This window comes from Aquipuribacter nitratireducens (assembly GCF_037860835.1).
Classification (GTDB): Bacteria; Actinomycetota; Actinomycetes; order Actinomycetales; family JBBAYJ01; genus Aquipuribacter; species Aquipuribacter nitratireducens.
On record NZ_JBBEOG010000004.1, the window covers coordinates 82,237 to 95,263 of the forward strand.

Sequence of the window (13,027 nt, forward strand, 5' to 3'; positions counted from 1 at the left end):
CGCCGTGAGCGTCCAGACGTCCGGCGGTGCCACCGGCACCGTCGAGCACTACAAGATGCCCGACGCGGGGGAGGGCCTCACCGAGGCCGAGGTCGTGACGTGGCGGGTCGCCGTCGGCGACACCGTCGCGGTCAACGACATCGTCGTCGAGGTGGAGACCGCGAAGTCGCTCGTCGAGCTGCCGTGCCCCTTCGCGGGCGAGGTCGTCGAGCTGATGGCGGCCGAGGGCGAGACCGTCGCCGTCGGCACCCCGATCCTCGCGGTCCGCACCGGTGCGGCGACCGGCGGTGGCGGGGCGACCTCGGCGGAGCAGCCGCCCGAGGCGCCGGCTCCGCAGGCCGAGGCCCCGACCGGTGCGCCCACCGCCGACGCCCCCGCCGCACCCCCCGGCGAGCCGGTCGGCCCGAGCGCGGAGACGGGCGCCCACCCGAGCACCCAGGCTGCGGCGGGTGCGGGGCGGCAGGCCGTCCTCGTCGGGTACGGCCCCGCGGCCGGGGCCACCCGGCGGCGGGCCCGCCGGGCGCCCGGCGCTGCTCCGGCGGCGAAGCCTGCCGCCGAGCCCGCGACCGCACCCACGGCAGCACCCGCGGCAGCGGAGCCCGCCGAGGAGCCGACCGGTACGACCGAACCGACCGCGGAGCCGAGTGGCCCGGTCCTCGCGAAGCCGCCCGTGCGGAAGCTCGCGAAGGACCTCGGCGTCGACCTCCGTGCCGTGACACCCACGGGAGAGGGAGGTGTCGTCACCCGCGAGGACGTCATGTCCGCCGCAGGGACGACGGACGCTGCCGAGCCGGGCGCCGAGCCGGCGGTCCCCGCCACCGCCGCCACGGCCGGCGGCGAGCGGCGCATCCCCGTCAAGGGCGTCCGGAAGCGGACCGCCGAGGCGATGGTCGCCTCGGCGTTCACCGCCCCGCACGTCACGGAGTGGGTGCAGGTCGACGTCACCGCGAGCACCGAGCTCCTGCAGCGGCTCAGGGCCGACCGCACGACCCGTGACCTGCGGCTCAGCCCCTTCACGCTCGTGTGCCGGGCCATGGTCCTCGCGGCGCGCCGGTACCCGGAGGTCAACGCCTCGTGGGACGACGACGCCCAGGAGATCGTCCAGCACGCCTCGGTCGGGCTCGGGTTCGCCGCCGCCACCGAGCGGGGCCTCGTCGTCCCCGTCGTCCGGGAGGCGGAGACCCTCGACCTCGCGGGCCTCGCGACCGCGGTCGCGGACCTCGTCGACACCGCGCGCGCCGGCACGATCCAGCCCGCGCAGATGAGCGGCGGCACCCTCACGGTGACGAACGTCGGCGTGTTCGGCGTCGACGGTGGCACCCCGATCCTGCCGCCGGGCACCGGCATGATCGTCGCCTGCGGGCAGGTGCGGCGGATGCCGTGGGTGGTCGGCACCGGCGACGACGAACGGGTCGTCCCGCGTGACGTCATGACGCTCGCGGCCTCCTTCGACCACCGCTACATCGACGGCGAGCTCGGCTCCCGCTACCTCGCCACGGTCGCGTCGCTCATGGGGGACCCCGCTCAGGCCCTGGTCTGGGGCTGAGAGCCGGGCCGGGCGGGATCGTCGCCGAGGCGCCCGTCGGGACCCTCGGCGGCGTCCGGGGACGCCACGGGCGCCACGGGCGTGGCCGCGGCGAGCGCGGCCCGCTCGGCCGCGAGCGCCTGCTCGCGCTCCTCGAGGGCCGACTGCGTGCGCAGCGGCTCCTCCGGCAGCAGTGACACCACGACCACACCGACGACGGTGATGGCGGCGCCGACCCAGAACAGCAGCTGCATGGCGTCGGCGAAGCCCGCCTGGAAGGGGAAGGCGAGCACCGGGTCGAGGCGGCCGAGGAACGAGGAGTCGTCGAGCACCCCCGTGCCTGCGACGGCGGGGGTGCCGCCCGCCGCCACGGCCGCCTGGGCGTCGGCCAGCTGCTGCGCGACCTCCGCGTTCGCGGGCTCGGCGAGCACGGCCGGGTCGGTGAGCGTGGCGCGGAACGCCGGGTCGGCGAGCGCCGTGGCGAAGCGCTGGGCGATGCGGTCCCCGACCGTCCCGAACAGGATGGAGAGGAACACCGCGGTGCCGAGCGTGCCGCCCATCTGACGGAAGAACGTCGCCGAGCTCGTCGCCACCCCGATGTCGGTCGCCGGGACGGCGTTCTGCACCGCGAGGACGAGCGGCTGCATCGTCCCGCCGAGCCCGAGGCCGAACAGGACCATGACGAGCGACGTCTGCCACAGCGGCGTCGTGGCCGTCACCTGCGCGAAGAGCACGAGCCCGACGACGAGCAGCGACGTGCCGACGACGGGGAAGACCTTGTAGCGGCCGGTCCGGGCGATGAGCTGCCCGGACGTGATCGACCCGGTCATGATCCCGAGGGTGAGGGGCAGCAGCGCGAGCCCGGCGACCGTCGGGCTCTGGCCCTTGACGATCTGCAGGTAGAGCGGCAGGGCCGCCAGCCCACCGAACATCGCCATGCCGATGACGAGCCCGGACACCGACCCGAGTGCGAACGTGCGGCTGCGGAACAGACGCAGCGGCAGGAGCGCGTCGTCGCCGATGCGCCGCTCGGCGAGGACGAAGCCGACGAGACCGACCACCCCGACCGCGGCGAGGGCGAGCGAGCGATTCGACGTCCAGCCCCACTCGCGGCCCTGCTCCGCCAGCAGCAGCAGCGGCACGAGACCGACCGCGAGGAGGAGCGCGCCGGGCCAGTCGATGCGGTGCGGCCGTCGGGTGTGCGGGATGTGGAGGACCCGTACGACGACGGCGAGCGCGACGGCCCCCACCGGGACGTTGACGAGGAACACCCACCGCCAACCGGTGATGCCGAGCAGGCTGTCGGCGCCGGCGAAGAAGCCGCCGACGACCGGGCCGAGCACGCTCGCCGTGCCGAAGACCGCGAGGAAGAAGCCCTGGTAGCGGGCCCGTTCCCGCGGCGGCACGATGTCGCCGACGATCGCGAGGGCGAGGGAGAACAGGCCCCCGGCGCCGAGACCCTGGACGGCGCGGAACAGCGCGAGCTCGACCATCGACGTCGCGAAGGCGCACAGCACGGAGCCGGCGACGAACACGGTGATGGCGGTGAGGAACAGGGGCTTGCGGCCGTACAGGTCGCTGAGCTTGCCGTACAGCGGTGTCGTGATCGTCGCGGTGATGAGGTACGCCGTCGTCGTCCACGCCTGGAGGGACAGCCCCTGGAGGTCGTCGGCGATGGTGCGGATCGCCGTCGCGACGATCGTCTGGTCGAGGGCCGCGAGGAACATGCCGGCGACGAGGCCGCCGAAGATCGCGTAGATCTGGCGCTGCGTGAGGGCCGGCGCGGCCTCGGTCGGGGCGGCTGCGGTCACCGGGACTCCTGGAGGACGGGGGTCGGGAGGTCGACGTGCCCGGCGGCGTCGGTGAAGCGGGCGAGCGCGTCGGCGAAGGCCGTGACCTCCGCCTCGCTCCAGCCCTCGAGCGCCTGGGCGATGAGGGAGGTCCGCAGGGCGCGGGTCTCCTCGAAGGCCCTGCGCCCGGCGGGCGAGGCGCGGACGAGGCCCGCGCGCCGGTCGTCGGGGTCGGGCACACGCTCGACGAGACCGGAGCGTTCGAGGCCGGCGACGTGCCGCGACGTCGTCGAGGGGTCGAGGCCGAGCAGGTCGGCGAGCACGGTCACCCGCTGCTCGCCCCCGGTGACGAGGTGGTAGAGCACGGCGAGCCCGGAGCCCTCGAGGCCGTGCCCGCTCGCTGCGAGCACCTGCGTGCGGACGGCGTCCATGGCCTTGCGGAGCCGCACCAGCTGCATCCCGACCGCGTCGGCGCCTGTGGTGGCAGCGGAGCGCTCGGACCGGGTCACGGGGGACGACGATACAACTGCATGCACCATGCATACAAACGGTGTGGGGAGGTGCCGGTCGGCACCGGGTCGTCGCACGCGGGTCGTACCGTGGTGGGGTGCAGCTGCCCGCGCGTGCCGGCGTCCTCGCCGGGACGGTCCTCGCCCCGCTCCTCGTCGTGCTCGGCGCGGTGGTCGCGGCACCTGCCTCGGCGCACGCCCGCTTCACCGGCGCCGACCCCGCCGAGGGCAGCAGCGTCGACGCGCTCCCCGCCGCGGTCGTCATGTCGTACAGCGAGCCCGTCTCCCCGCAGTTCGTCGACACCGCCGTCGTCGCCCCGGGCGGCGAGCCCGTGGTCGTCGAGGCGAGCGTCGACGCGCAGGCCGTCCGCGTCCCCGTCGGCGAGGTGCCCGAGCTGGCGGAGGCTGCCGCATCGGGCGTCGGCGAGTGGCAGGTCGTCGCCCGCGTCGTGAGCGTCGACGGCCACCCCGTCGAGCACACGACGACGTTCGAGCTGACGACGGCCGCAGCACCCGCGGAGCCCGAGCCCGAGCCGACCACGACAGGCCCGGACGTCGAGCCGTCGCCCGCGACCCCGGGCGAGCCGGAGCCGACGGCCCAGACGGAGGCGGTCTCGCCACCCGCAGCGACACCGGCCGGGAGCCTCCCCGCCGACCCGCTGTCCGCCGCGACCGACCGCGTCCCCACGTGGGCCGGCGTCCTGCTGGCCCTCGCCCTGGTCGCTGCCGGCGGGTCCGCCGTGGCGCTGCAGTGGCGGCGCGGCCGCGGCGGCGACCAGGACGGCACCCACCAGGGGTGACGACCGCAGGTCCCGCCGCCGAGCCGGCGCCGACGCGGACCGCCGGCAGCGCGGGACGCAGCGGCGGCGGCGCACGGATGCGTCGCGTCCCGCCGGCGCCCGCCGCGGGCCTCGCGGGCGGGACCGCGCTCGCGGTGGTCCTCGGCGCGCTGCTGTCGCCCCGGGCGACGACGCTGCTCGCCGACCCCGGCGCGCTCGTCCGGTGGGGCCTCCCCGTCGCCGAGGCGCTCGCCGACCTCGGGCTCGCCGGGGCGGTGGGCTCGCTCGTGCTCGCGGTCACGGTGCTGCCGGTCGGCAGCCGGGCCGCCGCCGTCGCGACCCGGGTCGCCCTCGTCGCCACCGCCGGGTGGTCGCTGGCCTCCCTCGCCGTCCTCGTCCTCACGTACGGCGCCGTGTCCGGCACCCCGCCGAGCGACCCCGCCTTCGGCGCCGAGCTCGGCGGCTTCCTCACCGGCTTCGAGGTCGGCCAGTCGCTGCTCGCGACGGTCCTGCTCGCCGCCCTCGCCACGGCCGTCGTGGCCGGCGCGACGGGCCCCCGCTCGACGCTGCTCGCGCTCGTCGTCGTCGTCGCGGGCGTGCTCCCCGTCGCGCTGCTCGGGCACACCGGCAGCGCCGAGGGGCACGAGACCGCGGTGACGGCGATGGGCCTGCACCTGCTCGGAGCCGGGGTGTGGCTCGGCGGGCTCGTCACGCTCGTCGTCGCGCGCGGGACGCTCGCCGGTGACGCGCTCGTCACCGTCGTGCGCCGCTGGTCCGACCTCGCGCTCGCCGCCGTCGTCCTCGTCGCGCTCTCCGGGGTCGCGAACGCGACCACGCGGGTCGCCTCCCTCGACGACCTCGCCTCGCGCTACGGACTCCTCCTCGTGACGAAGACGGTGCTCGTCGCCGGTCTCGTGGTCGCCGGCTGGTGGCACCGACGTCACCTCGTGCCGCGGCTCGCCGAGGGCCGGGCGCGCACGTTCTGGCGCCTCGTCGCAGGGGAGGTCGTCGTCCTCGGCGCGACCGTCGGGGTGGCCGTCGCGCTCGCGGGCACGCCTCCCCCGGTGTCCGACAGCGAGGCGCCGCCGCAGTGGTCGCCCGCCGAGGTGCTCGTCGGCTTCGAGGTGCCACCCGAGCAGACCCCGCTCCGGCTGCTCAGCCAGTGGCGCCCCGACCTGCTGTGGGTCGTCGTGGTCGCCGGTCTGGCCGTCGGCTACCTCGCCGGTGTCCGGCGCCTGCACCGCCGCGGCGACGCGTGGCCGCTGTGGCGGACGCTGCTGTGGCTCGCCGGGCTCGCCGTCGTCCTGCTCGTGACGAGCTCCGGGCTGTCGACGTACGGGCGGTGGCTGTTCAGCACCCACATGCTCCAGCACATGACGATGAGCATGGTCGCCCCGCTGCTCCTCGTCCCCGCCGCGCCGGTCACCCTCGCCCTGCGGGCGCTCCGCCCCCGTGGCGACGGGTCGCGGGGAGCGCGGGAGTGGCTGCTGTGGGGCCTCCACACACCGGTCGCGCGGACCCTCACGCACCCGGTGGTGGCGGCCGCGCTGTTCGCCGGCAGCCTCGTCGTCTTCTACTACTCGCCGCTGTTCGGGCTCGCGCTGCGCACCCACTACGGGCACGAGGCGATGCACGTCCACTTCCTGCTGAGCGGCTACCTCTTCGTGTGGTCCCTCGTCGGCACCGACCCGGGGGTGCGGCGCACGCCGTACCCGCTGCGCCTCCTCATCCTGTTCGCGACGATCGCCTTCCACGCGTTCTTCAGCGTCGCCCTCATGGACGCGACGACCGTCCTCCAGCCCGACTACTGGCAGACGGTCGCCGCCGACCGCGGCTGGGGCCGGGACCCCCTCGCCGACCAGCGCTACGGCGCGGCGCTCGCGTGGGGGGTCGGCGAGGTGCCGACCATCCTCATCGCGGTCCTCGTCGCGATCCGCTGGGTGCAGGACGACGACCGCGAGGCGCGCCGCCGCGACCGAAAGGCGTCCCGGGACGACGACGCCGACCTCCGCGCGTACAACGAGATGCTCGCGCGGCTGCAGGAGCAGGACCGGCGCGGCTAGCCGTGCAGGCGCGCCGCAGCCGCGGCCACCAGGGCGTCCCCGACGCGGGACAGCGCCGGGGACCGCAGCCGCCACGACTGCCAGTGCAGCGCGACGTCCACCGTGGCGGTAGCCGTCGGGAGCGGGAGCGGGACGAGCCCCGCCGGCGCGCCGACGGGGACACCGTGGCGCGCGTCCGGCACCATCCCCCACCCCAGCCCGAGCCCGACCGCCGCGAGGTGCTCACCTGTCGCGGGCACGGTGTGCGTCGGCGGGTCGACCGTGACCCCGACCCGGCGGAGCACGACGTGCTGGAGGTCGTCGTCGCGGTCGTAGCGCACGAGCGGAGCGCGCGCGAGCGCGTCCACCGGGTCGAGGTGGCTGAACCACCGCTCGAGGACGGCGGGCGTCGCCATGGCCCGGTAGCGCATCCGCCCCAGCGGCACGCTGCGGCAGCCGGGCGCCGGGTCGGCGCGCGAGGTCACCGCGGCCATGACCGTCCCGTCGCGCAGCAGCAGGTGCGTGCGGTCCTGGTCGGCACGGTGCAGCTCGACCCGGACCGGTGGCGCGAGCGCCGCCAGGGCCGGTAGCACCCAGGTCGCGAGCGAGTCGGCGTTCACCGCCACCGGGACGAGCGGCCACGCGTCGGTGTCCGCGGGACCGGAGCCGAGCTCGACCGCGACCTCGTGCGACAGCGCGAGCACCTGGCGGGCGAGCCGCAGCACGACCTCGCCCGCGCCCGTCGGGCGCACCGGGCGGCTGCGGACGAGCAGCACCTGGCCGACCGCCCCTTCGAGGGCTCGCAGCCGCTGGCTCATCGCCGACGGCGTGACGTGGAGTGCGTGCGCGGCGGCCTCGAGACTGCCGGTGTCGACCGCGGCGGCGAGGGATCGCAGCTGTGCGGTGTCCAGGTCGAGTGCCACGACCTCATGATGAAGCATCGCTTCACCGACTGCAGCGATACGAAGTGGTCCTGTCGCGGATGGTCCCCCTAACGTCGGCTGCGTGACCGCCCTGCTCGCCGGCCTCGGCCTCGGCCTCTCCCTCATCGTCGCGATCGGCGCCCAGAACGCCTTCGTCCTGCGGCAGGGGCTGCGAGGGGAGCACGTCGGCGCCGTCGTCGCGGTGTGCGCGACCTCCGACGCGGTCCTCATCAGCGCGGGCGTCGCCGGCGCCGGTGCGCTGCTCGAGGCCGTCCCGTGGTTCGTCGTCGTCTTCCGCTTCGGCGGTGCGGCGTTCCTCCTCCTCTACGCCGCGTTCGCCGCGCGACGGGCGCTGCGACCCGGGACGCTCGACCCCGCTCGGGCGCCGGTCCGTGCGGGACTGCTCCCGACCGTCGGGACGGCCCTGGCGCTCACGTGGCTCAACCCGCACGTCTACCTCGACACCGTCGTGCTCCTCGGCTCCGTCGCGCAGGGCTGGGGCGATGCCCGGGTGCTCTTCGCCGTCGGCGCCGTGGCCGGGAGCATCATGTGGTTCGCCCTGCTCGGGTTCGGCGCGCGCCTGCTGCGACCGGTGTTCGCCCGGCCCGGCGCGTGGCGCGTGCTCGACGCGCTCGTCGCCGTCGTCATGGTCGCGATCGCGGTCGGTCTGCTGGTGGGGTGAGTGTCGAGGGCGCGTGCGAGCATGCTCGCCGTGACGGACCTCACGACGGACACCTCGGACATCCCGGACACCGCGCGCGAGGCTGACGCGGCCACGAGCCCGTTCGCCGACCTCGACGCGTACCAGGCGCTGCCGCGCCTCGGCGGTCTCGCTCTCAGCCCGGACGGCACGCGGCTCGTCACGGGCCTGCAGACCCTCAACCCCGAGGCCAACCGCTTCGTCACCGCGCTGTGGGAGGTCGACCCGAGCGGCCGCAGGCCCGCGCGCCGGCTCACGCGCAGCGCGAAGGGGGAGAGCCTCGCGACGTTCACGCCCGACGGCACCCTCCTCTTCACCTCCGCCCGGCCGGACCCCGACGCCCCGGGCGACGACGACGGGCCCGCGGCGCTGTGGGCGCTCCCGCCCGGTCCCGGCGAGGCCCGTGTGGTCGCCGCCCGCCCCGGCGGCATCGGTGTCGCGTGCGTCGCGAGGGACTCCGGCGACGTCGTGGTGACGAGCGCGACGCTGCCCGGCGCCGACGACACCGCCGCATCCGACGAGGAGCGGCGCAAGGCCCGCAAGGACGGGAAGGTCACCGCGATCCTCCACGAGGCCTTCCCCGTGCGGTACTGGGACGGCGACCTGGGTCCCGACGCGCCCCGGCTGCTCGTCGGCCGGCTCGGTGACGACGACGACGCCGACCTCGAGCTGCGCCAGGTCGTCGGGCACGTGCGCCACGGCCTGCGCCACGCCGTCGTCGACGTCACAGCCGACGGGCGGACCGCGGTCACGACGTGGGACACCATCGAGGGCCGCGCCGTCAGCCGCTTCTCCCTCGTGAGCATCGACCTCGCGACCGGGGCACGCCGCACCCTCCTGTCGGACCCCGACCTCGAGTTCGAGCAGCCGCGCATCAGCCCGGACGGCTCGACCGTCGCGCTGCAGGTGTACCGCCGCTCCACCCCGGACGACCCGGGCGACTACCGCCTCGCCGTCGCGCCCCTCGGGCGCCCGGGCGAGGTCGACAACGGCAGCGAGCACGTCACCTACCGCGAGGTGGCGCCGGGCTGGGACCGCTGGTCGGGCCGGCCGGTGTGGACCCCGGACGGCCGGGCGCTGCTCGTCACCGCCGACTCCGACGGGCGTGCGCCGGTGTTCCGCGTCGACGTCGCCTCCGGCGCCGTCACCCAGCTGACCGGCGACGACGCCGCCTACTCCGACGTCGTCGTGAGCGCCGACGGGCGGCACGTCTACGCCCTCCGCTCCGCGGTCGGCGCCCCGCCGGCTCCGGTCCGCCTCGACCCCGAGACCCCGCACCAGACGCCGGTGCATCTGCGGGGCCCCGTACCCGCGCCCGTCGTGCCGGGCCGGCTCGAGGAGGTCACCGCGACGGGGGAGGACGGCACCCCCCTGCGGGCGTGGCTGTGCCTGCCGGACGGCGCCGACGAGGAGCGCCCGGCGCCGCTGCTCCTGTGGATCCACGGTGGTCCGCTCGGGTCGTGGAACGCGTGGTCGTGGCGCTGGAACCCGTGGCTCGCCGTGGCCCGCGGCTACGCGGTCCTCCTGCCCGACCCCGCCCTCTCGACCGGCTACGGGATCGAGTTCATCCGCCGCGGTTGGGGGGCGTGGGGCGACGCGCCCTACAGCGACCTGCTCGCGCTCACCGACGCAGCCGAGGCCCGCGGCGACGTCGACGAGACGCGCACCGCGGCCATGGGCGGTTCCTTCGGCGGCTACATGGCGAACTGGGTGGGCGGCCACACCGACCGCTTCCGCGCGATCGTCACCCACGCCTCGCTCTACGCCCTCGACCAGTTCGCGGCCACCACCGACGCCGCCCACTACTGGGAGCGCGAGATGAGCCCGGAGATGACGGCCCACCACAGTCCCCACCACCACGTGGACCGCTGGGTCACCCCGACCCTCGTCGTGCACGGCGACAAGGACTACCGCGTGCCGATCGGCGAGGCGCTGCGCCTGTGGTGGGACCTCGCGAGCAAGGACACCGACGAGCACGGCGTCATGCCGCACAAGTTCCTCTACTTCCCGGACGAGAACCACTGGATCCTCACGCCCAACCACTCGACGCTCTGGTACGAGACGGTCTTCGCGTTCCTCGCCCACCACGTGCTGGGGCAGGAGTGGCGCACGCCCGAGCTGCTGCGGTGACGGCACCTGTGACGACGCACGAAGCCGGTCTGCGGCGGCCGGGACTGCGTGCTCGCGCTGCGCGTCCGGCCGGCGGGCCGGGGCGCGGCGGCCGGAGGGGTGGTTGGCTGACGGGGTGACGACGACGAGCACCCGCGTCCCCTACGAGCCGGTCCGCGACCGCCCCGTCCGCTGGGGGGTGGTCGGGCCCGGTCGCATCGCGAACGGCGTCGTCCGCGACCTGCGGGAGCAGTGCGCCGCCGACGGCGTCCTCCATGCCGTCGCCTCCCGCAGCGTCGACCGTGCCCGGGTGTTCGCCGACGAGCACGGCGCCGCGGTCGCGTACGGCTCCTACCTCGAGCTGCTCGACGACTCCGACGTCGACGTGGTGTACGTCGCGACCCCGCACCGGCAGCACCACCAGCTCGCGCTCGCCGCGCTCGAGCGCGGCAAGCACCTGCTCGTGGAGAAGGCCTTCACGTGCACCCTGGCCGGGGCCGAGGAGGTCGTGGCAGCGGCCCGCGAGCGTGGGCTGTTCGTCATGGAGGCGATGTGGACGCGCTTCCAGCCGACCGTCGTCCGCCTCCGCGAGCTCGTCGCCGAGGGCGCGGTCGGGGACGTGCGGAGCGTGCGCGCCGACCTCGGGCTGCGGGTGCCGTTCGACGCCGCGGACCGGCTGTGGGACCCCGCCCAGGGCGGTGGCGCGCTCCTCGACCTCGGCGTCTACCCGCTCTCGTGGCTGCAGATGGTGCTGGGCGGCCGCCCGACCCGCCTCGACCACGTCGGGAGCCTCGCGCACAACGGCGTCGACGCCGAGTCCACGCTGCTGTGGCACGCCGAGGACGGTCGCCACGGCGTCGCGTCGTGCTCGCTCCTGTCGCCCCTGCCCGGGGCAGCCGCGGTGTTCGGGGGCGAGGGCTGGATCGAGGTGCCCCCGCGCTTCCACCACCCCGACCGCCTGCTCGTCCACCGTCGGCGCGACGGGCGCTCCGTCGAGTCCACCGAGGAGGTCGTCGCGCCGGCGCGCGGGACCGGGTACTCCCACGAGCTCGACGAGGTGCACCGCTGCCTGCGGGAGGGGCTCACCGAGTCGCCGACCATGCCGCTCGACGACACGCTCGCGGTCATGGGCGTGCTCGAGGAGGCCCTCCACCGCCTCGGGATCACGTTCACCGAGGACGACGCCGTGGTGTGATGCCGGGTCCCACCGGCGGCCGTCAGGACGAGCGAGCGTCGTCGATCATGACCGTGGTCGCCTGGGCCGGGCGTGCTGCGCGACGCGGGTCGTCGATCATGACCGTTGTCGCACGGGATCAGCGTGAGGCGTCGCCCGGCAGCAGGGTACGGCCCGGGCCGTACGCGAACGACACGGAGGACGGGGCGGCCGGAGCGGGCGGGGCGGCGACGAGACCGGCCCGAGGGTCCGGGCCGAACCGGTTGGGTCCCGCGTCGGACTCGCGGACCATGTGGACGAGCAGCAGCAGACCGCCGACGAACGGCACGAACGAGATGCAGTACCACCAGCCGCTGCGCCCGCTGTCGTGGAGGCGCCGGACCGACACCGCGAGGGTCGGCACGAGCAGGCCGAGCGCCACGAGGCCCGCGGCGCCGAACGCGAGGAACGCGCCGACGAGGGCGCCGGGGCTCGTCGGCTGGCCGGTCACCGGGTCCGTGGCGCCCGCGAGCAGGAGCGTGCCGACGAGGTACGGCAGTCCGTAGACGAGCGCGTAGAACAGCGTGAACCACCAGTACTCCGAGCGGCGCGCGCGCCCGTCGAACGTGGCGTACTGACGCAGGACGGAGGCGACGGCCCCGGTGAAGGTCATGCCGACGAGTGCAGCAGGACCGCGCCGCGTGCGGGCGGCGTCTCGTCGGACGCCACCCGCACGGCGCAGAGCGTGCGTTCAGCCGGTGAAGTCGGCCTCCGCCGGCACCGGTTCGGCCGGTCGGGCGGTCGGTGACGGGCTCGGCTGCGGGCTGGTCGACGGCTCCGGCTCGACCTCGACGAGCTCGTAGGGGAACACCGACGACCCGGAGAGCGTCATCGTCTCGTCACCCACGCCGACCCAGGCGGCACCGAACGGGTCGGGGTAGCTGCTGTCCACCTCGAAGAACGGGTCCAGTCCCGGCTCCCACGTGACGAGCCCGTTCGAGGTCGGAGGGAGGATCTGCAGCTCCGAGGTCTCGACCACGAAGTTGGTGTAGGGGACCACGCACCCGTCGTCGGTCGAGGTGATGGTGACCGTCCGCGCGCCGGGGTCGATGTCGACCTCGGCGGACCCGCACTGGCTGCTCGGCTGCACGAGGTCGTCGGCGGTGAGCTCGGCGCCCTCGCCGACGGTGACGTCCTCGGCGCGGTAGATCGTCGCCTCCGCACCCGGTCCGGTACCGGCGTAGAAGCGGACGGTGATCGTCACGGGGTCGACCAGCGCCGCGGCGGGTGCGGCACCTCCCGCGAGGAGTGCGAGAACTGACACCGTGACGACGGTGGCGCTGGTGACGGAGCTGACGACGGTGCGACGGCGCACGGGGTCCCCCTGGGTGTGACGGACGGTGGAGCGGACCCTGTCACACCTGGGACGACCGTGCGGCCGATTCACCGACCGAGTCCCCGGACGCACGAACGAGGGCGGGCCCGACCACCGGTCGG

At 75.5% G+C, this 13,027-nt stretch carries 11 protein-coding genes; 6 read left to right on the forward strand and 5 right to left on the reverse strand.

The window, feature by feature from the left end; genetic code table 11:
• Positions 1-4 precede the first annotated feature (4 nt).
• A complete protein-coding gene (locus WAB14_RS09060) occupies positions 5-1,546 on the forward strand; it encodes a dihydrolipoamide acetyltransferase family protein (RefSeq protein WP_340269260.1) in 1,542 nt (513 codons plus the stop codon).
• Here the strand turns inward: WAB14_RS09060 and WAB14_RS09065 are convergent.
• A complete protein-coding gene (locus tag WAB14_RS09065) occupies positions 1,525-3,336 on the reverse strand; it encodes an MDR family MFS transporter (RefSeq protein WP_340269261.1) in 1,812 nt (603 codons plus the stop codon). The genes WAB14_RS09060 and WAB14_RS09065 overlap by 22 nt on opposite strands.
• Positions 3,333-3,824: a MarR family winged helix-turn-helix transcriptional regulator gene (locus WAB14_RS09070; RefSeq protein ID WP_340269262.1), complete on the reverse strand. Its 492-nt coding sequence runs from the start codon at positions 3,822-3,824 to the stop codon at positions 3,333-3,335. Before WAB14_RS09070 ends, WAB14_RS09065 begins: the two co-directional genes overlap by 4 nt.
• Before the next feature lie 98 nt (positions 3,825-3,922).
• On the opposite strand from WAB14_RS09070, the gene WAB14_RS09075 reads away from it, so the two are divergent.
• Positions 3,923-4,624, forward strand: a complete 702-nt coding sequence (locus tag WAB14_RS09075) for a copper resistance CopC family protein (RefSeq protein ID WP_340269263.1) — start codon at positions 3,923-3,925, stop codon at positions 4,622-4,624.
• Positions 4,621-6,666, forward strand: coding sequence for a bifunctional copper resistance protein CopD/cytochrome c oxidase assembly protein (locus tag WAB14_RS09080; RefSeq protein WP_340269264.1), 2,046 nt, complete (start codon positions 4,621-4,623; stop codon positions 6,664-6,666). The genes WAB14_RS09075 and WAB14_RS09080 overlap by 4 nt, the downstream gene beginning before the upstream one ends.
• On the opposite strand, the gene WAB14_RS09085 is transcribed toward WAB14_RS09080, so the two are convergent.
• On the reverse strand, positions 6,663-7,568 hold the full coding sequence (locus WAB14_RS09085) for an ArgP/LysG family DNA-binding transcriptional regulator (protein WP_340269265.1): 906 nt from the start codon (positions 7,566-7,568) through the stop codon (positions 6,663-6,665). The genes WAB14_RS09080 and WAB14_RS09085 overlap by 4 nt on opposite strands.
• Before the next feature lie 82 nt (positions 7,569-7,650).
• Between WAB14_RS09085 and WAB14_RS09090 the strand changes: the two genes are divergently transcribed.
• The 3 genes from WAB14_RS09090 to WAB14_RS09100 all read left to right on the forward strand — a co-directional run bounded on the left by WAB14_RS09090 (position 7,651) and on the right by WAB14_RS09100 (position 11,572).
• Positions 7,651-8,250, forward strand: coding sequence for a LysE/ArgO family amino acid transporter (locus tag WAB14_RS09090; protein WP_340269266.1), 600 nt, complete (start codon positions 7,651-7,653; stop codon positions 8,248-8,250).
• A 30-nt stretch (positions 8,251-8,280) separates the two neighbouring features.
• On the forward strand, positions 8,281-10,398 hold the full coding sequence (locus WAB14_RS09095) for a prolyl oligopeptidase family serine peptidase (protein ID WP_377002656.1): 2,118 nt from the start codon (positions 8,281-8,283) through the stop codon (positions 10,396-10,398).
• A 115-nt stretch (positions 10,399-10,513) separates the two neighbouring features.
• On the forward strand, positions 10,514-11,572 hold the full coding sequence (locus WAB14_RS09100; protein ID WP_340269267.1) for a Gfo/Idh/MocA family protein: 1,059 nt from the start codon (positions 10,514-10,516) through the stop codon (positions 11,570-11,572).
• Between the two features lie 118 nt (positions 11,573-11,690).
• Here WAB14_RS09100 and WAB14_RS09105 read toward each other — a convergent pair whose 3' ends face one another.
• On the reverse strand, positions 11,691-12,203 hold the full coding sequence (locus WAB14_RS09105; RefSeq protein ID WP_340269268.1) for a DUF805 domain-containing protein: 513 nt from the start codon (positions 12,201-12,203) through the stop codon (positions 11,691-11,693).
• Between the two features lie 78 nt (positions 12,204-12,281).
• Positions 12,282-12,905 (reverse strand): hypothetical protein, encoded by a 624-nt coding sequence (locus WAB14_RS09110; RefSeq protein WP_340269269.1) that lies wholly within the window; start codon positions 12,903-12,905, stop codon positions 12,282-12,284.
• Positions 12,906-13,027: the final 122 nt, after the last annotated feature.

Coding starts and splice junctions, on each gene's coding strand:
- WAB14_RS09105 (WP_340269268.1), bottom strand. CDS start 12,203: ATGACCTTCACCGGGGCCGTCGCCTCCGTCCTGCGTCAGTACGCCACG.